Below are 24,617 nucleotides of genomic sequence, written 5' to 3'. Positions count from 1 at the left end.
CGTCGGGTTCATCGGACCAGTCCGGTCATCACCGCGACCGGCACCGACAGGAACCCGGCGGTGAGCAGCAGCGCCAGCGCGTTCGCGCCGAGCTTCAACGCCCGGTCGCGGCGCGGGTTGTTGACGCCGAGGGTCTGCGCGGCGCTCCAGAACCCGTGCCGCACGTGCAGGCCGAGCGCCAGCATCGCCAGGCAGTAGATCCCGCCGCCGTACCAGGTCGAGAACGAGGCCACGATGTTCTGGTACGGGTGGCCCTCCTCGGCGGCCGGGTTCACCGTCAGCGTGGTCAGGTCGAGGATGTGCCAGACGATGAACAGGCCGAGGATCACCCCGCCCCAGCGCATCGTCCTGGTCGCGTAGCTGCTCTGCCGCCGCCGGTGCACGTACTTGGTGGGCCGGGCCTTCAGGTCGCGGCGGGACAGCTGGTAGGCCGCCGTGCCGTGCGCGACCACCGCCGCCAGCAGCACCAGGCGGGCCAGCCAGAGGAACCAGCCGAAGTGCAGCAGCGGCTGGCCCAGGGTGCGCAGCCAGTGCGCGTAGCCGTTGATGTCGTCCGGGCCGAAGAACACCTTGAGGTTCCCGAGCATGTGCAGCACCAGGTACCCGAGCATCACCAGTCCGCTGACCGCCATCACGGCCTTCTTGCCGACCGAGCTGCGCCACAGCGCCACCAGGGAGGACGGGTGCCGGCCGGGGCTGGAGGTCCGGGTCGTCCTAGTCGCAGAAGCCATGACCATGACCGTAGGCCGGGCCCCTCGGCGGTGTCCAAGACATGAAAACGCTGCTGACGATAGGCCCCGCCTATGATGGCTGGTGTGCAGTTCCACCAGCTCGCCTACTTCGTCGCGGTCGCCGACGCCCGGCACTTCACCCGGGCCGCCGAGGCCAGCCACGTCTCGCAGCCCTCCCTCTCCCAGCAGATCCGCGCCCTGGAGAAGGAGTTGGGCGCCGAACTGTTCCACCGCTCGCGCTCCGGCACCACCCTCACCGACGCCGGCCAGGCGCTGCTGCCGCTGGCCCGGCGGATCCTCGCCGACGCCGACACCGCCCGGCGCGCCGTCGCCGAGACGGTGCAGCTGCGGCGGGGCCGGGTCCGGTTCGGCGCGCCGCCCTCGCTCTGCGCCAGCCTGGTGCCCGAGGTGCTGCGCAGCTACCGGGCCCGGCACCCCGGCGTCGACCTGCACCTCACCGAGGGCGGCTCGCGCGACCTGGTCCGCGACCTGGAAGCCGGCGAGCTCGACCTCGCGCTGGTCATCGCCCCGGCCTCCGAACCCTCCGCCGCGCTCGCCGTCACCCCGCTGCTGCACGAGGACCTGGTGCTGGTGTCCGCCGAGCCGCTCCCCCGGCGCCGCGCCCGGATCACCGACCTGCGCGGCCACGACCTGGTGATGTTCCGCGAGGGCTACGACGTCCGCGAGACCACCCTGGCCGCCTGCCGCGACGCCGGCTTCGAACCCGGCTACGCCGTCGAGGGCGGTGAGATGGACGCCGTCCTGGCCGCCGTCCGGGCCGGCCTCGGCCCCGCCGTCGTCCCCGGCATGGTCGCCGCCCGCTCCGGACTGCACGCCACCGCCTTCACCTCCCCCGGCCTCGGCCGCACCATCGCCGTCGCCCACGGCCGCGACCTCCCCCTCACCCGGGCCGCCGCCGCCTTCCGCGGCACCCTGCTCGCCTACCTGGTCGAGGCCGACCGCGCCGGCTCCCTGCCCCCGGGCACCCGCCTGCTCCCGCCGGACTGACCGGCGCCGGCCCCGCGGCCCGGCCCACAGGGCAGCCCCGGGCAGGCGAGCGGCGGGCAGCCGAACACGGGGGCCGAGACCGGACGGGCAGCATCCGTGGCCCGCAGAGCGGTCCCGGCGGGAGCCACGGGCGGGTGGCTTCCGCACCCGGCCGCCGTGGCCGCCCGCGGGGCATCCCGCCCGCCGGGTCCGGACGGCCACCGCATAGGGTGGGTGCACGGAACATCGGTTCGATGAGAGGTGGTCCGGGTGTCCGGCACTGTCACGGCGGTCAGCAGCAACGGCGCGTACGCGTTCACCAAGCCCAACCGGGACGTCATCCGGCTGCTGCCCGGCCTCGGGGTCGAGGGCGACGTGCACGCCGGAGTCACCGTCAAGCACCGCTCCCGGGTCGCCCAGGACCCGACGCAGCCGAACCTCCGTCAGGTCCACCTGATCCACGGCGAGCTGTTCGACGAACTCGCGGAGGCCGGATTCACCGTCGCCCCGGGTCAGTTGGGCGAGAACGTCACCACCCGCGGCGTCGACCTGCTCGCCCTCCCCACCGGCGCGCTGCTGCACCTCGGCGCGGACGCCGTCGTCGAGGTCACCGGCCTGCGCAACCCGTGCGCCCAGATCGACGGCTTCCGGGCCGGCCTGCTCAAGCAGGTGGTCGGCCGGGACGCCTCGGGCCAGGTGGTCCGCAAGGCGGGCATCATGGGCGTCGTCCTGGCGGGCGGCGAGATCCGCCCCGGCGACCCCCTCACCGTCACCCTGCCGGACGGCCCGCACCGCCCGCTCGAACGCGTCTGACGATTCCGTCGGGGCCGCGTCAGCTCCGGGCCCAGCCGCGGCGCTCGCCCTCGTCGATGAGGAACCGGCCGGCTTCCCAGAGGGCGGTGGATGCGTCGCCGATCACCGCCTTGCGGGTCCGGACCTCCTCGGCGGTCACCCCGGGGGTGCGCCAAGTGCCGCCCTTGGCCATCCAGTTGAGCAGGAGCGGCTGGAGCCGGTCCATCGCCTTGGCGAATCGCGCCTCGGGGGTCCGCCGCTCCTCGAACTCGTCCCAGAGCGCCCGCATCCGCTCCGCCTGGTCGGCCGGCAGCAGCCCGAACAGCTCGTCGGCGGCGGCCGCCTCCCGCTCCGCCTGGTCGACGCCCGCGGCGCTGTCGTAGAGCGGGGTGTCCCCGGCGTAGATCTCCACCAGGTCGTGCAGCAGCACCAGTTGGACGGTGTGCCCGACGTCGATCGGCTCGTCGGCGTGCTCCGCGAGGACCCCCACCATCATCGCCAGGTGCCAGGAGTGCTCGGCGTCGTTCTCCCGCCGCGCGGCGGCCGCCAGCGGCGACTGCCGCAGGATCGTCTTGAGCCGGTCCACCTCGACCAGGAAGGTCAGTTGGGAGCGCAGCCGCTCCTCCAGGCCCTCGGGGAAGGGCGTCTCGTCCACCAGCAGCCGTCGCCGTTCATCGCTCATGCCGCCATCGTGCCACGGCGGTGGGTGCACGCACGGCGGTTCCTGCGGTGTCGTCGGGTCGGGCCGTGGCGGCCGCGTCGAGCAGCGTCTCCGCGGCGGCGGTGCGGGCGTAGAGCACGCTGCGGCCCACCCGGTGGGCGCTGACCAGGCCCGCGGCGCGCAGCGCCGTCAGGTACTGGGAGACCCCGGCCGGGGACAGGCCGGTCCGGTGCGCGAGCTGGGTGGTCGAGGCGGGCGTGTCCAGTTCGGCGAGCAGCCTGGTCCGCGAGCGGCCGAGGACGGCGGCCAGGGCGTCCGTGCCGGCGGCGGGCGCGGGCGCCCAGAGGGTGCCGGCGCCCCGGGCGGGGTAGACGAGTTGGGGCGCATCGGGCGGCGCGACGCGGGTCGGCACCCGGGGGCCGGTGAACGCGGACGGGACCAGGACCAGGCCGGGGCCGGCCGCCGAGCGGGCGAGCGGCTTGCTCCACCGGGTCAGGTGCAGCACGTCCCCGTCCCAGTTCACGGCCGCGTGCAGGTCGTTCAGCACCCGCCCGGCGCCGTGCTCGGCGACCTGGCGGGCCCGGTGCATGACGTCGGTGTCAAGCACCGCGCGGATCCGTGCCCAGTACGGGGCGAGTGCCACGTCCCAGTAGGTGCGGATCTCCTGGGCGAGTCGGGCCAGCGCCTGTTCGGGCGCCTGGCGCAGGGCCCGGGCGCGGGGGCCGAGCGGCCCGCGGTGGTGCTCCAGGTGGTCGAGGTCGCGGTGGACCAGCTCCGGCGGCGAGGACCGAAGGGCCGTCAGTTCCTGCTCCAGGGTGGGGGCGGGGCCGGCGGGCGCCGGGTTCAGGAACTTCGGGTAGAACCCGGCCGGCGGCACCAGTTCGGCGAGCCAGCCGCGGTCCAGCCCGGCCGCCGCGAGCCGCGGCCCGACCTGCTCGGCCCAGGGGCGGTGCACCGGCGGGCAGGAGGCCCCGCCGCGGAGCAGCCGGTAGCCCGTCACCACCTGCCACATCGGCGTGACCGCGAACCGCAGCTGCGCCAAGTCGCCGGCCGAGAACGCCAGTTCCGCCACTGCACCCCCATGGATTCACACATGCCCTAATCTCTGGCGGTCACCCTACTGCGGCGGCGATCCTTCCGGCATGACTGCACACCCGATCACCGCCGCGGACGCCGGCACCTGGACCCTCGGCGACCGCACCGTCCACCGGATCGGCTTCGGCGCGATGCGCCTGCCCCAGCACGGCGAGGCCCTGGTGCCGGACGCCGCCCCGCGCGACCGGGACCAGGCGGTCCGCGTCCTGCGCCGGGCGGTGGAGCTGGGCGTCAACCACATCGACACCGCCGCGTTCTACTTCTCGTCGCTGCGCTGCGCCAACGAGCTGATCAACCGGGCGCTGGCCCCGTACCCCGAGGACCTCGTGCTGGTCACCAAGGTCGGGCCCGGGCGCGACCCGTCCGGGCACTGGCTCCCCCATGCGACGCCCCGGGAACTCCGCGGCCAGGTCGAGCAGAACCTGCGCCAGCTCGGCCGCGACCACCTCGACGTGGTGAACCTGCGCATCGTCGGCACCGACCCGATCGGCGAGCGCTTCGCCGCCCTCGCCGAGCTGCGGGACGCCGGCCTGGTCCGCCACCTCGGCCTGTCCAACATCCACCCGCACCACCTGGACGAGGCCCGGGCCATCGCGCCGGTCGCCTGCGTGCAGAACATGTACGGCCTCGGCGCGTCCCCCGGGCAGCGGCGACTCCTGCGCACCTGCGGCGAGTCGGGCATCGCCTTCGTGCCGTTCTACGCCATCGCCGGCGACGGCCGGACCTCCGGCGCGACCCGCCCCGACCACGAGGCCGTGCATCGCGTCGCCCGGGCCCACGGGGCGACCCCGGCCCAGATCCGGCTCGCCTGGACCCTGCACCAGGGAGCGCACGTGCTGGCCATCCCCGGCACCGGCGACCCCGCCCACCTCGCCGAGAACGTCGCCGCCGGCGCCCTGCGCCTGACCGGAGCCGAACTCGCCGCCCTGGACGCCCTCTCGGCGTAGCGCCCGCGGCGGTGGTCCGGCCGCCGGACGGGGGGTTGTGCGTCTGCAGAACGTCGCTAGGATCTGGCGACTGTTCAGCTGATGATCACACCAGTAGGGGGAGTTCTCATGGATCGGCGCGGGCTGCTCAAGGCCACCGGTACGGCGTTCGGAGTCATCGGCGGGGCCCAACTGGTCGGCGCGCAGGGCGCGCAGGCCGCTGTCACCGGACCGGTGGTGAACGTCCGGGACTGTGGCGCGGTGGGGAACGGCGTCGCGGACGAGACCGCCGCCTTCCAGCAGGCGTTCGCGGCCGGGGCGGGGGCCACGGTGCTGATTCCACCGGGGGTGTACCTGCTCACGGCGGGAATGGTGCTGGCGGCGGGCACCACGGTGAGCGCCTACGGAGCGCGGATCGTCCGCAACGACACGGCCTGCTCCGCGCTGCTGAAGAACATCGACGGGAGCGACACGCCCGGATACTCGGGGCCGGGGCGGATCACCGTCCTGGGCGGGACGTGGGACATGGCGGGGGCGACGTTCACCCGGCAGACCGACGCGTTCGCCTTCGCGCACGCGCAGGATCTGCTGATCCGTGACTGCACCATCGTCAACGTGCCGTCGGCGCACGCGATCGAGCTGAACGCGATGCGCGGCGTGCGGGTGCTCGACTGCGTCTTCGACGGCCTGAACACGGTCGTCGACCGGGACAAGGAGGCGGTGCAGATCACCGGCTCGACCTCGTCCGGGAACCTGCCCGCGCCGCCGTACGACTTCAAGCCGTGCGTGGACGTGCAGATCTCGGGGTGCACGCTGCGGGCCACCACGACGCCGGGCTACGACAACTTCGGTGCGCTGTGCGGTGACCACGACGGTGCGCCGGGAGTGGTGCACACCGGCATCCGGGTGACGGGCAATCACATCGAGGCCGCGACGGCGGAGGCCATCCGGGTCGTGGACTGGCAGCACGCCGTCGTTTCGGGCAACACCGTCCGGGGGGCGCGGAACGCGGGCATCGACGTCCGGTCGCAGAGCAGGACCACGCCCAATCCCCTCTCGGGCATCCTGATCCAGGGCAACACCGTGGACGGCACCGGCAACGCCGACTGCGTGAACGGCGGCGTCACGGTGGCCGGAAAGGCCGCCGCGCCGATCACCGGGCTGGTGGTGAGCGGCAACGTGGTGGCGGGGACCCAGGGCGAGTACGGCATCTACGTCGGCTACGCGCCGCAGGCGGTGGTCAGCGGGAACTCCGTCGTGGGCACGGCTCGGAACGCCAAGGCCAGCAACTGCCAGGCCATCCAGCTGGACTACTCGCCGAACAGCGTCCTCACGGACAACTCGGCCTCCGCCGTGGCCGGCGACGGCATGTTCGTGAACTTCAGCGACGGCAGCACGGTCGGCGGGAACCGGATCGCGGGGTGCGCGACGCACGGACTGTGCGTCAGCTCCAACGACCTGGCGGTCCGCAACAACGTGATCAGCGGGCTGAACACGGACGGCGTCGCCGACAAGTACGGCATCCGGATCGGCAACAACGCGAAGAACGTCTCGCTGCAGGGCAACCAGGTCCGGCGCAGCGGCGCGGCAACGGACGCGACGGCGGCGATCGCCGTGCTGCCGGGCACGAACGGGGCCTGGATCACCGGCAACGACCTGCGCGGCTGGGGCGCTTCCGCGATCCTCGACCAGGGCACGGGCACTCTGACGGCCGCCGGCAACCAGTCCTGACGGCCCGTCCGCGCCGGGCTCAGTCGAGGTGGCGGCCGAGTTCGGCGCGGCCGCGGACGCCGAACTGGCGGTAGAGGCGGGTGAGGTTGGCCTCGACGGCTTTGACGGAGAGGTGGAGGGCGGCGGCGATCTCGCGGTTGGTGGCGCCGGCCCGGATCAGGGCGAGGATCTGCTGCTGGGTGGGGGTGGGGTCGGCTTCCAGGGCGTCGAGGGCGGCGAGAGCGGTGGCGGTGTGCTGCTGCCAGGGCAGGCAGGCGGCGGCGGTGTAGCGGGCGTGCGCCTCCCGGAGGGCCGCGCGGGCCGCGGCGCGGCGCCGGGCGCGGCGTTCGAGGTGGGCCAACGCCAGGTGGGCGCGGGCGAGTTCGAGCGGGTAGGGGTGGCTGGCGGGGAGCAGCGCCCGCAGCGTGTCGGCGGCGGCGCGGGGGTCGGCGGCCGCGGTGAGGTGGGCCTCGGCGCGGTGCAGGCCGAGCAGGACCACCTCGCGGCCGAGCCGGCCGGCGCGTTCGCGGGCGTCGGCGAGGGTGTCGGCGGCTTCCTCGTGGCGGCCGGAGAGGGTGAGCGACTCGGCCAGGTCGGCGTCCACCAGGAACAGCGCCGGGTCGGTGAACTCCATCCGGCGGAGCAGGTGTTGGCAGCGGGTCAGGTGTTCGGCGGCGGCCTGGTGGTGGCCGCGGAGGAGTTCGACCCGGCCGCGCAGGCCGTGTGCGTAGGCGAGCCACTCGCGGTCGTGGTCGTTCTCGGCGGCGCGGATCGCGGAGTCCAGGAGCTGGGCGGCGCGTTCGGCGGTGCCGCCGTTGAGTTCGGCGGCGCCGCCGAGGACGCGGGCCGGGCCGGGGGTGGGTTCGATGCGTTCGCGCAGGTCGTGGGCGGCCCGGCCGGCGGCGAAGGCTTCGGCGCAGCGGCCGGCGCGTTCGTAGACGGAGGCGGCGATGTAGAGGACGTTGGCGAGGTCCTCGGTGCGGCCGGCGGCTTCGACCTCGGTGCGCAGGCTCTCGACCTCGGCGAGGGCGCGGGGCAGGTCTCCGCTGCGCAGCGCGGCGACGGCGAGGCCCTGGCGGCAGAACACGCCGGCGGCGGTGGGGGGCCGGCCCGCGGCGAGGCGGCAGCCGCGTTCGAGTTGGGCGAGGCCGAGGGCGGGGTCGGCGAGCAGGGTGATGGGTGCGCGCTGGGCGAGGAGCTCGACCAGCAGGTCGGGGTCGTCGGCGTTGTCGGCGTGCTTCTCGGCGGTTTCGAGTTCGGCCAGGCCGGCGGCCCGGTCGCCGTGGTGGAGGGCGCGGACGGCCCGTTCCTGGTGGACGGCGGCGGTGAGGGCGGGGTGGCCGCCGGTGTCCTCGGCGGCGGCGGCGAGCAGGGCTTCGGCGCCGGGGTGGTCGGGTCCGAGCAGGCGGGCGAGCAGCAGCCGGCTGTGCACCCGGATGTCGGCGGCGGGGGCGGTGGCGAGGCGCTCGCCGCAGGCCCGGGCCAGGTCGGGCAGGCCGGCGGCGGCGGCGTTGCGGGCGGCGGCGAGCAGGCGGCGGCCGGCGGTCTCCGGGTCGGGGGTGTGGTCGGCGGCGAGGCGGAGCAGTTCGGCGGCGGTGCCGGGGGCGCCGCGGGTGAGGGCGGTGTCGGCGGCGCGGGCCAGCCGGGAGGCCAGCCGGGGGTCGGGGGCGTCGGCGGCGAGCGCCTGGTGGCGGACCTGCTCGACGGGGTCGGCGGTGAGCGCGGCGAGCAGCCGGTGGGCTTCCCGGAGGGCGTCGGGGGCGGCGTCGGCGAGGACCACTTCGGCGACCAGGGGGTGGCTGAACTGGGGCGCGCCGGACGGGGCCTGGCGCACGATGCCGTGCCGGCGGGCGGCCGCCAGGGGCTCGGTGACGGTGGCTGGCAGCGCGGTGCCGGGGCGCGCGGCGGCGGCCAGGACGGTGAGCGACTGCCGGGCGGATTCGGGGAGTTCGCCGAGCCGGGCGGAGACCAGGGCGCGCAGCCGGTGCGGCACGTCGAGCGGGCGGGCGGGGTCGGCGGCGAGTGCGGCCTCGCTGCCGCCGGCGGCCAGTGAGCGGCCCAACTCAAGTGCGTAATAGGGGTTTCCGCCGCTGACGGTGTGCACCCGGCTGAGCGTGAGGCCGCTCAGCCGCAGGCCGAGGCGTTCGCGCAGCAGGGCGCCGGTGCCGCGTTCGCCGAGCGGTCCGACCGGGAACTCGCGGGCGGCGGGCGGGCAGAGCCGTCCCATCGCGGGTTCGGCGTCGGCGTGCGCGGTGCGTTCGGTGACGGCGAAGCGAATCTGACGGTCCGTCAGGCGACGGGCGGCGAAGGCGATCACCTGGCGGCTGGCCTCGTCGAGCCACTGGGTGTCGTCGAGCAGCACCAGCACGGGGCCGCGTCCGGCGAGACGGCGCAGGGCTTCGAGGACGGCGACCCGGACGGCCAGCGGGTCGGTGGGGGTGCCGGGGGCGGGTGCGCGGTGCAGCAGGGCCCGTTCGAGGGCCTGCCGCAGGTGGTCGGGCAGGTCCTCGGCGAGGCCGGGGAGGGCCTCGCCGAGGAGGTCGATCAGCGCGAGGTGCGGCAGGTCCGCCTCGGCCGCGGTGGGGCTGCTGCGCAGCACCGACTCCCCTGCGGCGTCCGCCTCCCGGCCGAGCGCGTCGAGCAGCGCGGTCTTGCCGATGCCGGCCGGCCCGTGCAGCAGGACGCCGCCGGTGGCGGTGAGGGCGGCCCGGATGTCGGCGAGCAGGTTCGCCCGGTCGACGAGCGGGGGCTCGGTCGGGTCCGCCGGGGTGGTGGCTGACCCGACCGGGCCGGGGAGGATGCCGGTCATGGCGGTCAGTGTGCCGCCTCCGCACCGCCCGCGCGAGGGTGTCGCATGAACACGACACCCTCGCGATCTTCCGTTAAGTTCCCTTTAAGGGTTGATCGTTGGCCCCGTGAGAGGGCAGGCCGCGGTCAGCCGACGGCGACGTCGTCGACCAGGAAGGTGGTCGACAGGTAGGCGTCCTCGGCGCCGGCGAACTCCAGGCTGATGCTCTGGCCGCGGTAGGCGGACAGGTCGACGGTCTTCTGCACGTACCCGGCGCCGGCGTTGGCGTTGGAGTAGGTGGCCACGGTGGCGCCGTTGACGTTGACCTTGAGGGTGTCGTACACGGTGGAGCCGCTCTCCTGGGTGCTGACGTACAGCCAGAAGGTGAGCTTGGGGCTGCCGGTGGCGGGCACCGCGATGTTGCCCTGCGAGAGGGACTCGGTGGCGGCGCTGCCGTAGCCCATCATCCAGGCGTACCAGGAGCCGCCGTGCGCGGACTGCTGGGTGGAGTTGGTGATGTCGTTGGCGCTCTGGGTCCAGCCGGTGGCGCCCTGCTCGAAGCCGCCGTTGGTCAGCGCGTTGCCCGGGTTGGGGTTGCCGGTGGGCGAGGAGGTCGGGGACGTGGACGGCGAGGGCGTGGGGGTGCCGTTGCCCGGGTCGGGCAGTGCGGTGCCGAGCGAGACGGCCGCCCACGCCTTGGAGACGATGTACCGCTCCTGGGAGTTGGCGCCGTACAGGTCGGCGGCGGCCTGCAGGGTGGCGGTGCGGGCCGAGGAGTAGGTGGTGGTGGAGGTCATGTAGGTGCTCAGGGCGCGGTACCAGATCGCCGCGGCCTTGTCCTTGCCGATGCCGCCGAAGCTGTCGCCGTTGCACGGGGTGCCGTTGTGCGACAGGCCGCCGATGGTCTTGGCGCCGGTGCCCTCGGCGGTCAGGTAGAAGAAGTGGTTGGCGATGCCGGAGGAGTAGTGCACGTCGACCTGGCCGGCCCGGCTGCTGTAGCAGGACAGCGAGGAGCCGTCCGCGGCCGGGTTGTCCATCCGCCGCAGGTAGCCGTTGCCCATGTGCAGCTTCTCGCCGATGTAGTAGTCACCGGGGTCGGTGCTGTTGTTGGCGTAGAACTCGACCATGGTGCCGAAGATGTCGGAGGTGGCCTCGTTCAGGCCGCCGGACTCGCCGGAGTAGTTGAGGTTCGCGGTGGCCGCGGTGACGCCGTGGCTCATCTCGTGGCCGGCGACGTCGAGGGCGGTGAGCGGGGTGTTGCCGTTCTGCGAGGAGCCGTCGCCGAAGGACATGCAGAAGCAGCTGTCGTCGTAGAAGGCGTTCAGCAGGCTGTTGTCGACGTGCACGTACGCCGGGGCGCCGCGGCCGTCGTTGCGGATGCCGCTGCGGTTGAAGGTGTTCTTGTAGTAGTCCCAGGTCTTGGCGAGGCCGTAGGAGGCGTCCACGGCGGCGCTCTCCCGACTCGACGTGGAGCCGTTGCCCCAGGAGTTGCTGGACTTGCTGAAGGTCCGGGCGTTCTGCGCCGGGTTGGACTGCGGGCTGTTGTACGAGTCGTAGACCACGGTCGAGCCGTGCAGCGCGTCGGTCAGCGTGTAGCCGCTGCCGCCCTGGCTGGTCTCGATGGTCACCTGGCCGACGTTGACGCCGTTGCCGCTGCCGGAGACCGCCGGGGTGGTCTCGTACTGGTCGAGCACCGCGCCGGTGGACGCGTCGACGATCACCGCCTCCCGGGAATTCGCGCCGGCCTCGCCCGCGCCGGTGACGGTGTTGCGGTACGCCAGCACCGGGACCTTGCCGACCGCCCAGACCACCAGCTGGCTGGTGTCCAGGGTGGTGGTGCGGGCCGAGGTCACGTGCTTGGCGCTGCGCTCGGCGGCGGCCGAGGCGTCCTTGCCGGTCAGCTTCGGCGAGACGCCGGTGACCTTGATCGCGCCGTCGTGGGCCCAGCTGGTGGAGGTGATCTTCCCGTTGCCGGCCCGGTGCACGACCAGGTCGCCGCCGACCACCGGCAGGCCGCGGTAGGTCCGGTCGTACCGGACGTGCCGGGAGCCGTCGTCGTCGACCAGCACGTCCTTGGCGAGCAGGCGCTCGTCCGGGCCCAGGCCCAGCGACTTGGCCACGGCCCCGGCCTCCTGGCTCGCCTGCTGCAGGGCCGCGAGCCGGCCCGCGGTGCTCATCGACCGGAAGCCGGCACCGGCCTGTGCGGTGCCGCTGGCCAGTGCGACGGACTGGGAACTCGCCACCACGGCGCTGCCCAGGGTGAGGGCGGCCGCAACAGCTGCCGCCAGAGCGGTCTTGCGGTTCATCGGGTTTCCTCCCACCGAGCCGGGGTTGATGGGGGACGGCCGGCGACACCGATGGGGTGTGGCGTCTCGGCCGGTTTCAGCTCGGCGGCAGGACGCTAGGACGGCCGCCCACCCCCGCGACATGCCCTCGCCGACTCCACAAGGGCCGGGCAAGGGTGCGCCCCGCCTGCCGGCAGGGGCGTGCTGAGCGTCCGTCAGCGGGCCACCCGGAAACCGATGTTGCCGCTGGAGCTGTCCGGCGTGTTGGAGGAGCGGGCGGCCAGCCGGTACCGGTTGCAGTACGAGGCGTGGCACATGTGGGACCCGCCGCGCATCACCCGGGCGGCGCCCTCGGCGGGTCCGGTGGGGTTGCGGCGGGTCGCCGGGCCGGCGGCGCGGTGGTGGTCGGCGCTGAACCGGTCGGCGCACCACTCCCACACGTTGCCGAGGGTGTTGTGGAGTCCGAAGCCGTTCGGCCGGTAGGAGCGGACCGGCGCGGTGGAGCGGTGCCGGCCGGTGTTGACGGCCGGGAACGAGCCCTGCCAGATGTTGAGCATCTCCCGTCCGCCGGGCGCGAGTTCGTCGCCCCACGGGTAGCGGGTGCCAACCCGGCCGCCGCGTGCCGCGTACTCCCACTCGGCCTCGGTGGGCAGCCGGGTGCCGGACCAGGCGCAGTACGCCTGCGCGTCGTTCCACGAGACGTGCACCACCGGGTGCTGCTGGCGGGCCGCGAAGTCGCTGCCCGGGCCCTCCGGGGCGCGCCAGCTCGCGCCGCTGACGGCCCGCCACCACGGGGTCGCCGCGACCGGCGGGGAGGCGGCGCGCAGCCGCTCCGCGAGGAACCCCTCGAACACGAAGCTGAACCCGAAGCGCTCGGCGTCGGTGACGTACCCGCTCTCCCGGGCGAACGACGCGAACTCGGCGTTGCTGACGGTGGTCGCGGCGATGGCGAACCCGTCCAGCTCCACCTCCCGGACCGGCCCCTCGCCGTCGGCCGGGATGCCGTCCGGGTCCTCGCCGCCCATCAGGAACGCGCCGCCGGGCAGCTCCAGCAGTCCCCGTGCGGCGCGCAGCGCGGCCGGCGAGGGAGCCGCGGGTGCGGCGGGTTCGGGGGCGGCTGCGAGCAGGGGCGCGGTCAGCAGCAGTGGCGTGCCGAGGTCGACGGGCTCGTGCCCGGGGGTGCAGCAGGAGAGCATGACGGCCTTTCGGAACGTGACGGGGCCGGCCGGCCGCCGGGGAGACGACCGGCCGGGGTCGGCGGGGTGGGGCAGGGAACGGCCGTCAGGCGGTGCGCTCGGCGGCGAGGGTGGCCGCGAGGGCCGGGACGCCGAGGGCCTGCTCCTGCGCGGGCGTGGCCTGGTACAGCCTGTTGACCAGCTGGTACGGGTCGGCCGACAGGTCGTAGTACTCCCGGAAGGCGACCTCTCCGGTGCCGACGGGCAGGCCGTTCGCATCGGTGTGCAGCTTGTAGTACTCGGTGTACTGCTCGGTCCCGCTCAGGTACGAGGACCAGGTGTGCGGCTGCCCGGCCTGGTGGGCGCCCTGCTCCCAGAACTCGACCAGCAGGTGGTCCCGGCTGTAGGCGCCGAGCAGCGAGTGTCCGTCGACCGCCCAGTCGGGGGTGATCCCGGCGGCCTGCAGGACGGTCGGGGCGATGTCGATGTTGGCCACGATCCGGTGGTCGGCGGGGCTGCCCGCGCCGAGCCCGCCGGCCGGCCAGGACAGGTAGAACGGCACCTCCACGGACGGCAGGTAAGGCACCGACTTCTTCGACCAGCCGTGGTCGGCCCAGGTGTAGCCGTTGTCGCCCAGGTAGATCACCAGGGTGTTGTTCAGCTGCCCGAGCGCGGCCAGCTTGTCGTGGATGGCCTGCACCGCGTCGTCCACCGACAGCAGGGTGCGCAGCTGACGCGCCCTCAGCTGCCGGGCGGTGGCGAGGGTGGCGGTCCCGTTCTGGATCCACTCGGGCTTGTCGCTGCGGTCCGCCTCGCCGACGGACGGGCGTCCGTCCCAGGCGGGGACGGCGGTGTCGGCGTACTTCGGCTCGGGCGTGTTCGGCTCGTGCGAGGCCTTCGGCGCGACGAACGCGAACCACGGGCGGGAGTCGGTGGCGGCCTTGTCGAGGAAGGCGAGGGCGTGGTCGCGGATCACCGAGGTCGAGTAGCCGGGAATGGTGCGGACGGTGCCGTTGTCGTTGTACTGGCCGTCGTTGTAGACCACCGGCGCCGACAGCAGCCACTCCTCGAAGTGCGGCGGGTTGTCGGCCGGCTGCCAGGCGTTCAGGTACTTGCCGAACAGGCCGGTGCGGTAGCCCGCCTGACTCAGTGCCCGCTGGATCGTGTCGTGCTGGTCCAGGTTGTACGGGTGGCCGTTGTCGCGCACGCCGTGGTGGTGGGCGTACTGGCCGCTGAAGATCGACGACCGTGACGGCGCGCACAGCGGCGTGGTGACGTGCCCTGCGGTGAACCGCACCCCGTGTCCGACCAGCCAGTCCACCGTCTTCGGGGTGGCCCACTCGGTCTGCTTCGGCTGGTCGTCGGTGAGGATGATCAGGATGTTCGGCCGGGCGCCGGCCGCGGCCGCCGACCCGGCGCCGACGGTCAGCGGCAGCGCGGTCGCGGCGGCCACGGAGGCCGCGCCGGCCAGGAAACTGCGGCGGCCGAGCCGGGGCTCGTCGCGGGACGGTTCGGGATTCCGACTCATGGTGGGCATGCCCTTTCGCAGGAGGACGGGCGTACGAGGAGGGAGTCGGCGGGCGTCCCCGGCCGGACGGAGCGTGTGCGGCGCGCTTGACCGTGAACCTACGGGCGCGCCGGAGCGCCCCGCAATCGTCCGCGACCAGACAACGCACGCTGTTCACGGCCGTGTTGCAATGTTGCGCGGCTGCCCCGCCGCACCACCTGATCGCCCTGAATCGGCGCCACGAGTTCTGAGAGTTGACTCTCAGATAATCTGAGAGCACACTCTCAGACATGAGCTCCGACAATCCGCTCGGTGATGTCGAGATCACCGACCCCAGGGCCATGCGCGCCCTGGCCCACCCCGTCCGACTGGCCGTCCTGGAGCGTCTTCGCCTCCACGGACCCGCCACCGCAAGCGAGTTGGCACCGCACGTGGGGGCCACTCCGACCGTGACCAGTTGGCACCTGCGGCACCTCGCCGAGTTCGGCCTGGTGCAGGACGCCGAACCCGGTCCGGACCGGCGCAAGCGGCGCTGGGAGGCGGTCGGCCGCGGGTTCCGGTTCGCGCCGACCGCGGAGGGCGAGTCCGCCGAGGCCGCCGGGGCGCTCTCGCAGCTGATGTTCCAGCGCTCGGCGGGGCTGCCGGGCCAGTGGATGGCCGAGGTCGAGCCGGGCCTTCCGCTGGAGTGGCGCCGGCTGTCCGGCCTGGCCAACACCCGGGTGGTGCTCTCCACCGAGGAGTTGGCGGGCCTGGAGGACGCAATCGAGCAGTTGCTCGCACCGTACGTGCACCGCGACGGCGCGCACTGGCCGGAGGGAGCCCGGATGGTGCGGCTGATGCGCTACTCGCTGCCGGAGGCGTCGGACGCCCGGGACGCGTACGGCGAGGGCCCCGCGGACGAGCAGAGCGGCGGCGCCTCGTGACCGTACCCCTCCCCCGGGCCGCCGAGGCCCGGCCCGGCCCGGCCTCGCTCTGGCGCGACCGCCGCTTCCTGCGCTTCTGGGCGGGCCAGTCGGTCTCCCAGTTCGGCGACCGCATATCCGAGTTGGCCCTGCCGCTGATCGCGGTCGGCGCACTGCACGCCTCGGCCCCTCAGGTGGCGGCGCTGACGGCGCTGGTCTGGGCGCCGAACCTGCTGGCGGTCTTCCTGGGCGCCTGGGTGGACGGCCGCTCCGACAAGCGCCGGCTGATGGTGCTGGCGGACGTGGTGCGCGCCCTGGCGCTGGTCTCGGTGCCGGTGGCGGCGCTGTTCGACGCGGTGACGCTGGGTCAGCTGTACGCGGTGGCGGTGGTGACCGGCGCGGCGGGAGTGCTGTTCAACAACGCGTACTCGCCGTTCTTCGCGCACCTGGTGCCGCGCTCGTCCTACCTGGACGCCAACAGCAAGCTGAGCACCAGCCGGTCGGCCTCGCAGATCGCCGGCCCGGCGCTCGGCGGTGTGCTGGTGCAGGTGCTGACGGCGCCGGTCGCGGTGCTCGCGGACGCGCTGTCCTTCCTGGCCTCGGCGCTGCTGGTCGGCCGGATCGAGGTCAGCGAGCCGGCCGCGGGCGGCGGCGGCCCCAGCATGCTGACCCGGGCCCGCGAGGGGCTGCGGTTCGTGGTCCGGCACCCGTACCTGCGAGCCAGCCTGGGCTGCTGCACGACCGTCAACTTCTTCACCTTCGTGGGCTACAGCCTCACCGTGCTGTTCGCCAGCCGCGAGCTGGACCTGTCGGCGGGCGGCATCGGCCTGGCGTTCGGTGTCGGCGCGACCGGCGGCCTGCTGGGCGCGGTGCTCGCCCCGGCGCTCTCGCGGCGGATCGGCGTCGGCCGGACGATCGTGGTGGGCGCGGTGCTGTTCCCGGCGCCGATCGCGCTGCTGGCGGTGGCGGGCGGCCCGCTGTGGGTTCGGGCGGGGGCGCTGGCGGGCGCCGAGTTCCTCTCCGGCCTGGGCGTGATGCTCTTCGACGTCAATCTGAATTCGGTTCAGACGGCGGTCATTCCGGACCGGCTGCGCAGCCGGGTCGCGGGCGCGTTCAGCACCGTCAACTACGGCGTCCGCCCGCTGGGCGCGCTGCTCGGCGGCCTGCTGGGCAGCACGCTGGGCCTGCGGGCGGCCCTGCTGACGGCGGCGGTCGGCGGCGCGCTGTCGGTGCTGTGGCTGCTGCCCTCGCCGATCCCCCGGGTCCGCACCATCGACGAACTGTCCGCCGAGGAGCAGGAGTTCAGCACCGTCGCGTGACCCGCTCCGCACGGTCCCGGCGACACCCGGAGGTCGGGCCCCGATGCCGCCGTCGGCGTCCGTCTCCGGGGGGAGAGCGTGGCGGTGCAGCGGAGGTCGGGGGTCAGTCGGCGCTCAGGTCGAGGGTGAAACTGAAGCGGTCGCCCCGGTAGAGGGTGCGGACGAGCTCCAGCGGGTGTCCGGCGGCGTCCCGGCTGCGGCGGTGCAGCAGCAGCATCGGCAGCGCGGGCGGCGTGCCGACCAGCAGGGCCTCGCGCGGGGTGGCGAGCACGGTCTCGATCCGCTCCTCCGCCCCGGCGATCCGCACGCCGTGCTCGCGCAGGTACCCGTAGAGCGAGCCGGACGGGTCGAACTCCCGCTCCAGCCCGGGCACTCGGGCCACCGGCAGGTACGTGGACTCCAGGCCGACCCGCTCCTCGTCGGCGCGCAGCACCCGCTCCAGGTGCCAGAGCGGCTCTCCTGCGCCGACGGCCAGCCGCTCCGCCATCGCCGGGTCGGCCGGCAGCCGGTCCAACGCGATCAGCGTCCGGCCGGGCCGCAGGCCCTGCCGGGTCACGCCCTCCGTGTAGCTGGCCAGCGACAGCGGCTGCTCGATCTTCGCTCCCGCCACCACCGTCCCCCGGCCCTGCCGCCGGAGCCGCCCCTCCAGCAGCAGGTCCCGCAACGCCTGCCGCACCGTCGCCCTGGCCACCCCGTACCGCTCCGCCAGATCGGCCTCCGTGGGCAACCGCCCGCCCGGCCCCAACTCCCCGAGGAACTCTTCTAGTTGCGCCTTCACCAGGTAATACTTCGGCACCCGACCGTGCTCGGGCACACCGGACCGGGCGGGGACGACGGGAGCGCGCGAGGTGCCATGGTTCACCGCCCCACCCTATTTCCCGCCCTCGACTCCCCGCTCCCTCGCCCGCCGGCTACCGCCCCGGCGCCGGACGGCGAGGGCCGCTGAGCCGACTCGCCGACGCACTTCGAACGTTGACGGAGCATCACGGAACGGTAACCGGTCTGGACTGAATTTCGGCGCTTGTTCATACAACCGTGGATTCGGAGCGGGTTCGCGCTCGCCCGGCCGCCCCATCCTCTAGCTGCCGGTGCGACCGCACCGGGCCGCTTTCCCGTTGGGAGACCCCGTGCGCAACTCCCGTTCCACCACCGCTCTTTCGCTGTCCGCCGCGGCTGTCGTCGCGGCTGCGCTGGTGCCGCTCGGCAGCTCGTCCGCCGTGGCGGCCACCGGTTCGTACAACGGTCTGCCGAACGGCAGCAAGCAGGCCAAGACGCTGGTCATCGGCATCGACGGCACCCGGTACGACAAGATCGCGGCCGCCGACGCGCCGAACCTGAAGGCGCTGATGGCGTCGGGGACGACCGCCACCTCCAACCTGTACGCCAACCCGCTGGCGCCGACGCTCTCCGGCCCGGGGTGGTCGACCATCGGGACCGGGGTGTGGCCGGACAAGCACAAGGCGCTGGACAACGCGTTCACGGGCGCGCGCTTCGATCTGTACCCGGACTACGCGAGCCGGCTGGAGACCGCGGACCCCGCCGCCTCCACGCTGGTGATCGGCTCCTGGAACCCGATCACCGCGAACGTCTTCAACGGCAAGGCCGACCTGCGGATCGCGGAGAGCGAGAACGACGCCAGGACCGCCTCGGACGCCGCCGACTACCTGGCGCACGGAAACCCGGACTCGGTGTTCCTGCACTTCGACGAGGTGGACGAGGCCGGGCACTCCTACGGCGGCGCGTCCAGCCAGTACCTGGCGGCGATCCACGGCGTGGACGGCCTGCTCGGACAGGTGCTGGCCGGTCTCAAGTCCCGTCCCACGTACGCCGCCGAGGACTGGCTGATCGTCGTCACCACCGACCACGGCCACACCGACGCGGGCGGCCACGGCGGCAACTCCGCCAACGAGCGGCAGACCTGGATGGTGCTGAACGGCAAGGGCTGCACCGCGGGTGCGCGCCGCTACGACGTGAAGCCGGTGGACATCGCGCCGACCGTGCTCAAGCACGAGGGCGCGGCGATCGACCCGGCCTGGGGCCTGGACGGCAAGCCGGTCGACGAGATCGTGCCGGACGAGTTCGACGGGCTGCGGCCCGCCCTGCAGACCCGGGTCGACGAGACCGGCATCGACTCCACCGTCAAGGGTTTCACCCACACCCCGCCGGCCGGCTGGTCGATCGACAACTCGCGGATGCCGTCCGGCGGTGTCACCGAGTGGCGCGGCTGGGCGTTCGCCACCGACGAGTTCTGGACGGCCGCGCAGCTCGGTCAGAGCCGCGAGACCAACGTCCGGGCCCGCAACGTGTTCGCGGTCGCCGACTCCGACGAGTGGGACGACAAGACGCACGGCACCGGCCAGTTCGACTCGACGCTGATCAGCCCCGCCTACTCGGTGGCGGGCCGCTCGCACGCGACGCTGTCCTTCGCCACCGACTACAAGATCGACGGCCCGCAGACCGGCGACCTGTACGTGTCCTTCGACGGCGGCGCCGCGCAGCTGGTGAAGTCCTACCGCGCCGACCTGAACACGGTCGAGCACCTGGACGTCACCGTCCCGGCGGGCGCCTCGACGGCCCGCTTCCAGTTCCGCTACACCGGCACCAACTCGGCGTTCTGGACGGTCGACCAGGTCGTCTTCAGCTGATCGCGGCCGCCCGGGGCGGACGCGGCCCGCGCCGCGCCGCCCCGGGCCGGCTCACGGCTCACGGCTCACGGCTCACGGCTCAGCGGGTCTTGAGCACCACGGCGACGGCGAAGGCGATCTGCTCGCCCGTCAGGTCCGCGCGGGCGGTCAGCCGCAGGCGCGGGACGCCGTCGGGGACGGACGGCGGGCGGAAGCAGCCGACCGCGAGCCCCTCCTCGCGGCAGGCGGCGGCCCAGCGCACCGCGTGCTCCGGGTCATCGGCCCGGACGGACACCACCGCGCCGTCCGGGGCGGACGCGTCCAGTCCGAGCTCGCCCAGCCGGTCCGCGAGTTCTCGGGCCACCCGGAGCGCGTCGGCGGCCCGTCCGGGCTCGGCGCGCAGCAGGCGCAGCGCGCCGAGCGCCGCACCGGCGGCGGCCGGGGCCAGGCCGGTGTCGAAGATGAAGGTGCGCGCGGCCGAGACCAGGTGGCGGATCACCCGCTGCGGGCCGAGCACCACGCCACCCTGCGAGCCGAGCGACTTGGACAGGGTGGCGGTGGCCACCACGTCGGGCTGTCCGGCGATGCCGAAGGCCGCGCCGGCGCCCGCGCCGCCCGGGCCGAGCACGCCCAGTCCGTGCGCGTCGTCGATCACCAGGGCGGCGCCGAACTCCCGCGCCGCGTGCAGGTGTTCGGTAAGCGGGGCGGCATTGCCGTCGACCGAGAACACCGAGTCGGTGACCACCAGGGCACGCGGCTCGCTGCGGCCCTGCAGCGCCTGCCGGACCGACTGCGGGTCGCAGTGCGCGGCCCGGGCGACCCGGCCCCTGGCCAGCCGGCAGCCGTCGATCAGCGAGGCGTGGTTGTGCGCGTCGGACACGATCAGGGTGTCAGGTCCGGCGAGTGCGGTGAGCACCGCCAGGTTTGCTGCGTACCCCGAAGAGAACACCAGGGCCGCTTCGAAGCCGCAGAACTCGGCGAGCTCCCGCTCCAGTTCGGTGTGCAGCTCGGTCGTGCCGGTCACCAGCCGCGAACCCGTCGCGCCGCCGCCCCAGCGCCGGGCCGCCTCCGCCGCGGCCCCGGTCACCGCAGGGTGCCGGGTCAGCCCCAGGTAGTCGTTGGACGCCAGGTCCAGCACCGGATCCTCCGCGGGTCGGCTGCGCAGCCGCCGGGTCAGCCCGGCCGCCTCGCGCTCCGCCGCCGCCGCGTCGACCCAGTCGAACACCGTCTCCGGCCCGGCCGCCTGCGTCCCCGTCCTGACCTGCGCTTCTCCCATGCCCGGCACTCTGTCACCCCCCGCCGCCCCGGGGCAACGGACTCCGCCCCGATGTGCCGATTCGCACACCCCCACGGCGTGCGGCGGGAGTTCGGCGATAGCCCCGGTCCCGCCGGCCCGCCCAGTACCGTAGGATCCCGTTCCGCTTCCCCCGGCTCCGTGGGACGAGCCGACATGCCCGGCACCGAGACCGACCGGCCCTCCCGAGAACTCACCGGGCTCCGAGCCATCTGGGCCGACACCCTGCAGCCCGTGGCGCCGCTGCCCCGGTACCGCCGGGTGTCGCTCAAGCTGGTCGCCGCGGGCGTGCTGGTCGGTGGCCTGGCCACCGCGTTGGTGGTGGCCGCCGTCACCGGCGCGGGCGCACCGCCCCGAGCGGCGCATCACCGTTCTGAGCCCGTACCGCGAGTTGGAGAAGTACTTCGGTCGGCTGGAGGGCGGTGACGTGATGCGCGAGACGGTGACCGCGCTGCAGGACTTCCCGGCCGGCCCGCTCGGTGGCTCCCTGCTGTGCGAGTCGGCGGCCTGACCGCCGTCCGGGAGGACGGCGGAGGGCCGCACGGCACGACGCCCCGTGCCGCACCGGGCCAAGCCGGTGCGGCACGGGGCGTCTGCGGTCGAGGCGCTGTCCCGGCGGGGGTGACGGGTGATCAGGTGCGGTAGCGGTACATGATCCGGCCCCTGGTCAGGTCGTAGGGGCTGAGTTCGACCAGGACGCGGTCGAAGGGGAGGATCTTGATGTAGTTCTTCCGGATCTTCCCGCTGATGTGGGCGAGCACCTGGTGCCCGTTCTGGAGTTCCACCTTGAAGGTGGCGTTGCGCAGGCATTCGAGGACGGTGCCCTCGATTTCCAGACCCTTGGAGACTCTTGGCAAGACTTCTCGTTTCTCGAGTGGGGTGGTGACTGGGTTCGTGAACAGGCTAGTGAGTGGTGGGGCTGCGGCGGACCAGCCGGGCCGTGTCAGCGGCGCACCAGGTGGAGGACGTGGTCGGACCGTTCGGCGCCGAAGTGCTCGAACAGGGCGGTGGCGGCGGTGTTGGTCTCGTCGATCTCGGCCCAGGCGGTAGTGACGCCCGTGCGGTGCAGGTCGCCGAGGGCGTGCGCGAGCAGGGCACGGCCGAGGCCCTGCCGCCGGTGCGCCTCGCGGACGGCGAGCAGACCGATCCTGGCCGTGCCCTTGCGGCTGCGCACCACGCGGATCAGGCCGGCGTACTCCCCGCCGTGGACGGCGACCGCGTACAGCGACGGGTCGATCAGGGTGTCGCCGGGCGGCCCGGGGCGGACCTCGGCGGGCATGGTGTGCCAGCCGCGGTCGGCCTCGACCTCGGCCCGGACGGCCTGGTCGAGCCGGCGCAGCTCTCGTTCCTCGGCCGTCCCGGCGGGCAGCACCGTCACCCCCGCGGGGGCGGCCGGTGCGGCGCCGGTGGCCAGCACGTACTCCCACTCGCGGCGCTCGGGAGCGAACCCGGCCTGCTCCCAGCGGGAGGCCAGCTCGGGGTCGTCCCCGGCGACCAGGGTGTGGAGCGGGGTCGGCAGGGCGGCCAGCATCGCGCCGGCCAGCGGGTCGAAGGCCGCGTCGTCCCAGACGTCGATGCTGACGAAGTGTCGGCCGTCGGGCCGCGCGGAGACATCGCCGTGGCCGACGATCAACTCGCCCGCCCGGGCCTGCCATTGGGTCTCGTCGACCCGGGTGATCATCACAGTGTTCATGGCTTTCGCCTTTCAGGAGTGCCTGCGTGCGAACAGCGGGCGCTCCCGACGACACCTGATGTCAGTCGTTCACCGTGAGGGAAGGTGGTAGCGCCCACCTCGATCCAGCTCTCATGGGTCACACCTCCTCACGTCCTGTCACGGTGATCCGAACAGTAGCAAGCTCCCGCCCCCCGTCCAACCCATTTACCGATCGCTCCGACGTGAGCTGCGCCGCAGGGCTCACAGCAGCCCGGCATGGAAGGACTTGTCGAGCCGGGCCAACCCGTGGGTGAGCGGGCGCAGGGGGCGTGCGGCGGGGGTGAGCTCGTCCGGCGCCCGGTGGGAGTAGGCGGGGAGCCGGCCGATCGGGCGGGGGGCCGCCAGCGGCCCATCAGAGCCGATCGCCCTGACAGCGGCTCCGCGGGGTCAGGGTGCGGTCTCGCCCGAGGTGTTCTGTTCGTAGGCGGCCATGGTGCGGACGAACAGGGCGCGTTCGGTGGGGGTGAGGGGGGCGAAGGCGGACTGCCAGGCGGCGGCGCCGTTGGCGAGCCAGTGTTCGACGGCGGTGCGGGTGGCGTGGTCGGTGGTGAGGGAGACGATGGTGCGGCGGCGGTCGGCGGGGTCGGGCCGGCGGGCGAGGACGCCGCGGCGGGCGAGGTCGCCGACCATCAGGCTGGCCGTGGTGTGCGCGACTTCGAGGCGCTCGGCGAGGGTGCCGACGGGCATCGGGCCGTCGTACAGGAGGTAGGCGAGCAGGGTGAGGTGCCGGGGGGCGAGCTGGAAGCCGGCCAGGGCTTCGGGGACGGCGATGCGTTTGACCCGGGCGGCGACCCGTGGCATCAGCAGCAGCATCGCGCGGACGGCTTCGGGGGTGCTGAGCCCGTCGGAGGGCAGGGGGTTGCCGGTCATCCGCCCTCCCGGCCGGTGCGCGTCGCGGTCCGGCCCCGCGGGTTGCGGGGCCGGGGCTCACGCTACCGCGCGCCTTGGGCTCACCGTTCGGGATGGGGCGCCGACGCGGCGAGCAACTGGGTCTCCTCGCGGGCGAAGTGCGCTTCGAGGCCCTCGGTGAGCCGGTCGAGGGCGGTGCGCAGCGCGGCGGGGTCGGCGGCGGTGGCGGGGTCGGCGAGGCGGGTCTCGAAGTCGGCGAGGGCGGCGCCGACAGTGCGGTGTTCGGCGCGCAGGCGGGTGATCGCGGGGACGAGTTGCGGGAATTGGCGTTCGAAGGCGGTGAAGGAGCCGTCCTCACGGAGGTGGTGCAGGTCGAGGCCGTAGCAGAAGTTCAGGCAGTGGTCGCGGAGTTGGGCGGCGAGGTCGGGCGCGGGGGCGGGTTCGGCGGTGTCCAGGCGGGTGCGCAGGTCGGCGAGTTGGCGGCGCAGGTCCTCGTGGTGGAGCCGGAGTTGGGCGACGACGGCGCCGGGCAGGCCGGGGGTCGCGGTGAGGTCGAGGGGATGCAGGGCGACGACCGGGATGGTGCGGTCGGTGCGGCGGGCGTAGTCGGCGAAGGAGGGGACGAGGCGGGCCTGTTCGGCGAACTGGCGGTCGCGTTCGGCGGGCTCGAGTTCGACGGGCCGGACCGAGAGTTTGGTGATTCCGCCTTCGCCGTCGGGGAGTTCGACGGTGCCGCCGCCGGCGGCGAACAGGTTGCGGTACCACAGGGGGTGCTGCGGGGAGCCCGCGTTGGACGCGAAGACCAGGTAGCGGCCGGCGTCCTCACGGTGGGCGAGCGGGGTGGTGCGGGGCCGCCCGGTGCGCCGGCCGGCGGTGGTGAGCAGGAGCAGATCGGGGAAGCCGTCGACCTGGCCCACGTTGGCCCGGAACTGCTCGATGACGTAAGCGTTGTGGTCCTCGGCCATGCGGGTCCCTCCCCGTTCGACGACTGAGTGGACGACCGGCCCGGCGACCGATGCGGACAGCTGGCGGGACGGCCGATCGAATCGTATTTGTAAGCAAATCTAATCTAGGCGTACGGCGACCACCGGTCAACCGCCCGCGCCGTCCGTGCACGGCCTTCGGGACCTGTACGCAAGGGGGTTGACGTGGTCGCGCTCACCCCCCTAACTTCACGTCTTGAAAAAGGTCCAGACCAACCCGGCGGGGGCCGCTGGCCACCACCACTGATCCGCCGTCAGGCGGACGCCCCGCGCTG

21 protein-coding genes are annotated in these 24,617 nt (G+C 73.9%); 8 read left to right on the top strand and 13 right to left on the bottom strand.

Annotated elements, in window-relative coordinates:
* Nucleotides 1-8 precede the first annotated feature (8 nt).
* Entirely contained in the window at nucleotides 9-731 is a 723-nt protein-coding gene (locus BX266_RS32865; RefSeq protein WP_099905884.1) for a succinate dehydrogenase cytochrome b subunit, read from the bottom strand.
* Nucleotides 732-815: 84 nt separating this feature from the next.
* Here BX266_RS32865 and BX266_RS32860 point away from each other — a divergent pair, with 84 nt between their 5' ends.
* Both BX266_RS32860 and BX266_RS32855 read left to right on the top strand, forming a co-directional pair.
* Nucleotides 816-1,739, top strand: coding sequence for a LysR family transcriptional regulator (locus BX266_RS32860; RefSeq protein ID WP_099905882.1), 924 nt, complete (start codon nucleotides 816-818; stop codon nucleotides 1,737-1,739).
* Between the two features lie 249 nt (nucleotides 1,740-1,988).
* A complete protein-coding gene (locus tag BX266_RS32855) occupies nucleotides 1,989-2,531 on the top strand; it encodes an MOSC domain-containing protein (RefSeq protein WP_099908588.1) in 543 nt (180 codons plus the stop codon).
* 19 nt (nucleotides 2,532-2,550) lie between these two features.
* Here BX266_RS32855 and BX266_RS32850 read toward each other — a convergent pair whose 3' ends face one another.
* Together BX266_RS32850 and BX266_RS32845 are read right to left on the bottom strand one after the other, a co-directional pair.
* A complete protein-coding gene (locus BX266_RS32850; RefSeq protein WP_099905879.1) occupies nucleotides 2,551-3,192 on the bottom strand; it encodes an HD family hydrolase in 642 nt (213 codons plus the stop codon).
* The gene (locus BX266_RS32845; RefSeq protein ID WP_259465188.1) at nucleotides 3,182-4,234 is read right to left on the bottom strand and encodes a helix-turn-helix transcriptional regulator; all 1,053 of its coding nucleotides are present in this window, start codon (nucleotides 4,232-4,234) and stop codon (nucleotides 3,182-3,184) included. The genes BX266_RS32850 and BX266_RS32845 overlap by 11 nt, the downstream gene beginning before the upstream one ends.
* Nucleotides 4,235-4,313: 79 nt before the next feature.
* Between BX266_RS32845 and BX266_RS32840 the strand changes: the two genes are divergently transcribed.
* A complete protein-coding gene (locus BX266_RS32840; protein ID WP_099905877.1) occupies nucleotides 4,314-5,213 on the top strand; it encodes an aldo/keto reductase in 900 nt (299 codons plus the stop codon).
* 108 nt (nucleotides 5,214-5,321) lie between these two features.
* Nucleotides 5,322-6,923: a right-handed parallel beta-helix repeat-containing protein gene (locus BX266_RS32835; protein WP_180290704.1), complete on the top strand. Its 1,602-nt coding sequence runs from the start codon at nucleotides 5,322-5,324 to the stop codon at nucleotides 6,921-6,923.
* Nucleotides 6,924-6,942: 19 nt separating this feature from the next.
* Here BX266_RS32835 and BX266_RS32830 read toward each other — a convergent pair whose 3' ends face one another.
* From BX266_RS32830 to BX266_RS32815, 4 genes are all read right to left on the bottom strand, one after another.
* Entirely contained in the window at nucleotides 6,943-9,711 is a 2,769-nt protein-coding gene (locus BX266_RS32830) for a LuxR family transcriptional regulator (protein ID WP_099905873.1), read from the bottom strand.
* Nucleotides 9,712-9,836: 125 nt separating this feature from the next.
* Complete coding sequence (locus BX266_RS32825; RefSeq protein ID WP_099905871.1) at nucleotides 9,837-11,996, bottom strand: M4 family metallopeptidase; 2,160 nt, start codon at nucleotides 11,994-11,996, stop codon at nucleotides 9,837-9,839.
* A 194-nt stretch (nucleotides 11,997-12,190) separates the two neighbouring features.
* Nucleotides 12,191-13,171: a formylglycine-generating enzyme family protein gene (locus BX266_RS32820; RefSeq protein WP_099905869.1), complete on the bottom strand. Its 981-nt coding sequence runs from the start codon at nucleotides 13,169-13,171 to the stop codon at nucleotides 12,191-12,193.
* 85 nt (nucleotides 13,172-13,256) lie between these two features.
* On the bottom strand, nucleotides 13,257-14,678 hold the full coding sequence (locus tag BX266_RS32815; RefSeq protein ID WP_099908584.1) for a sulfatase: 1,422 nt from the start codon (nucleotides 14,676-14,678) through the stop codon (nucleotides 13,257-13,259).
* Nucleotides 14,679-14,947: 269 nt separating this feature from the next.
* Between BX266_RS32815 and BX266_RS32810 the strand changes: the two genes are divergently transcribed.
* Nucleotides 14,948-15,580 carry a helix-turn-helix transcriptional regulator gene (locus BX266_RS32810; protein ID WP_099905867.1) on the top strand — a complete coding sequence of 211 codons (633 nt, stop codon included), beginning with the start codon at nucleotides 14,948-14,950 and terminating at the stop codon, nucleotides 15,578-15,580.
* Nucleotides 15,577-16,878, top strand: a complete 1,302-nt coding sequence (locus BX266_RS32805) for an MFS transporter (protein WP_099905865.1) — start codon at nucleotides 15,577-15,579, stop codon at nucleotides 16,876-16,878. Before BX266_RS32810 ends, BX266_RS32805 begins: the two co-directional genes overlap by 4 nt.
* A gap of 103 nt (nucleotides 16,879-16,981) precedes the next feature.
* Here the strand turns inward: BX266_RS32805 and BX266_RS32800 are convergent, their stop codons facing one another.
* The gene (locus BX266_RS32800) at nucleotides 16,982-17,740 is read right to left on the bottom strand and encodes a GntR family transcriptional regulator (protein ID WP_099905863.1); all 759 of its coding nucleotides are present in this window, start codon (nucleotides 17,738-17,740) and stop codon (nucleotides 16,982-16,984) included.
* A 265-nt stretch (nucleotides 17,741-18,005) separates the two neighbouring features.
* Here BX266_RS32800 and BX266_RS32795 point away from each other — a divergent pair, with 265 nt between their 5' ends.
* Nucleotides 18,006-19,523, top strand: coding sequence for an alkaline phosphatase family protein (locus BX266_RS32795; RefSeq protein ID WP_099905861.1), 1,518 nt, complete (start codon nucleotides 18,006-18,008; stop codon nucleotides 19,521-19,523).
* Nucleotides 19,524-19,602: 79 nt separating this feature from the next.
* On the opposite strand, the gene BX266_RS32790 is transcribed toward BX266_RS32795, so the two are convergent.
* Entirely contained in the window at nucleotides 19,603-20,778 is a 1,176-nt protein-coding gene (locus BX266_RS32790; protein ID WP_259464966.1) for an 8-amino-7-oxononanoate synthase, read from the bottom strand.
* Between the two features lie 316 nt (nucleotides 20,779-21,094).
* On the opposite strand from BX266_RS32790, the gene BX266_RS38180 reads away from it, so the two are divergent.
* Nucleotides 21,095-21,307 carry a hypothetical protein gene (locus BX266_RS38180; protein WP_143687050.1) on the top strand — a complete coding sequence of 71 codons (213 nt, stop codon included), beginning with the start codon at nucleotides 21,095-21,097 and terminating at the stop codon, nucleotides 21,305-21,307.
* Nucleotides 21,308-21,428: 121 nt separating this feature from the next.
* Here the strand turns inward: BX266_RS38180 and infA are convergent, their stop codons facing one another.
* From infA to BX266_RS32770, 4 genes are all read right to left on the bottom strand, one after another.
* Nucleotides 21,429-21,653: a translation initiation factor IF-1 gene (gene infA / locus BX266_RS32785; protein ID WP_099905857.1), complete on the bottom strand. Its 225-nt coding sequence runs from the start codon at nucleotides 21,651-21,653 to the stop codon at nucleotides 21,429-21,431.
* A gap of 86 nt (nucleotides 21,654-21,739) precedes the next feature.
* Entirely contained in the window at nucleotides 21,740-22,489 is a 750-nt protein-coding gene (locus tag BX266_RS32780) for a GNAT family N-acetyltransferase (protein ID WP_099905855.1), read from the bottom strand.
* Between the two features lie 408 nt (nucleotides 22,490-22,897).
* Nucleotides 22,898-23,380 carry a MarR family winged helix-turn-helix transcriptional regulator gene (locus tag BX266_RS32775; RefSeq protein ID WP_099905853.1) on the bottom strand — a complete coding sequence of 161 codons (483 nt, stop codon included), beginning with the start codon at nucleotides 23,378-23,380 and terminating at the stop codon, nucleotides 22,898-22,900.
* An 80-nt stretch (nucleotides 23,381-23,460) separates the two neighbouring features.
* On the bottom strand, nucleotides 23,461-24,324 hold the full coding sequence (locus BX266_RS32770) for a nitroreductase/quinone reductase family protein (RefSeq protein WP_099905852.1): 864 nt from the start codon (nucleotides 24,322-24,324) through the stop codon (nucleotides 23,461-23,463).
* Nucleotides 24,325-24,617: the final 293 nt, after the last annotated feature.

It is taken from the genome of Streptomyces sp. TLI_171 (assembly GCF_003610255.1).
In the GTDB taxonomy this organism is placed as follows: domain Bacteria; phylum Actinomycetota; class Actinomycetes; order Streptomycetales; family Streptomycetaceae; genus Kitasatospora.
This window is presented reverse-complemented; position numbering and strand designations above follow the sequence as displayed.

Coding starts and splice junctions, on each gene's coding strand:
- BX266_RS32865 (WP_099905884.1), bottom strand. CDS start 731: ATGGCTTCTGCGACTAGGACGACCCGGACCTCCAGCCCCGGCCGGCAC.
- BX266_RS32850 (WP_099905879.1), bottom strand. CDS start 3,192: ATGAGCGATGAACGGCGACGGCTGCTGGTGGACGAGACGCCCTTCCCC.
- BX266_RS32840 (WP_099905877.1), top strand. CDS start 4,314: ATGACTGCACACCCGATCACCGCCGCGGACGCCGGCACCTGGACCCTC.
- BX266_RS32835 (WP_180290704.1), top strand. CDS start 5,322: ATGGATCGGCGCGGGCTGCTCAAGGCCACCGGTACGGCGTTCGGAGTC.
- BX266_RS32830 (WP_099905873.1), bottom strand. CDS start 9,711: ATGACCGGCATCCTCCCCGGCCCGGTCGGGTCAGCCACCACCCCGGCG.
- BX266_RS32825 (WP_099905871.1), bottom strand. CDS start 11,996: ATGAACCGCAAGACCGCTCTGGCGGCAGCTGTTGCGGCCGCCCTCACC.
- BX266_RS32820 (WP_099905869.1), bottom strand. CDS start 13,171: ATGCTCTCCTGCTGCACCCCCGGGCACGAGCCCGTCGACCTCGGCACG.
- BX266_RS32815 (WP_099908584.1), bottom strand. CDS start 14,678: ATGAGTCGGAATCCCGAACCGTCCCGCGACGAGCCCCGGCTCGGCCGC.
- BX266_RS32810 (WP_099905867.1), top strand. CDS start 14,948: ATGAGCTCCGACAATCCGCTCGGTGATGTCGAGATCACCGACCCCAGG.
- BX266_RS32790 (WP_259464966.1), bottom strand. CDS start 20,778: ATGGGAGAAGCGCAGGTCAGGACGGGGACGCAGGCGGCCGGGCCGGAG.
- BX266_RS32780 (WP_099905855.1), bottom strand. CDS start 22,489: ATGAACACTGTGATGATCACCCGGGTCGACGAGACCCAATGGCAGGCC.
- BX266_RS32775 (WP_099905853.1), bottom strand. CDS start 23,380: ATGACCGGCAACCCCCTGCCCTCCGACGGGCTCAGCACCCCCGAAGCC.
- BX266_RS32770 (WP_099905852.1), bottom strand. CDS start 24,324: ATGGCCGAGGACCACAACGCTTACGTCATCGAGCAGTTCCGGGCCAAC.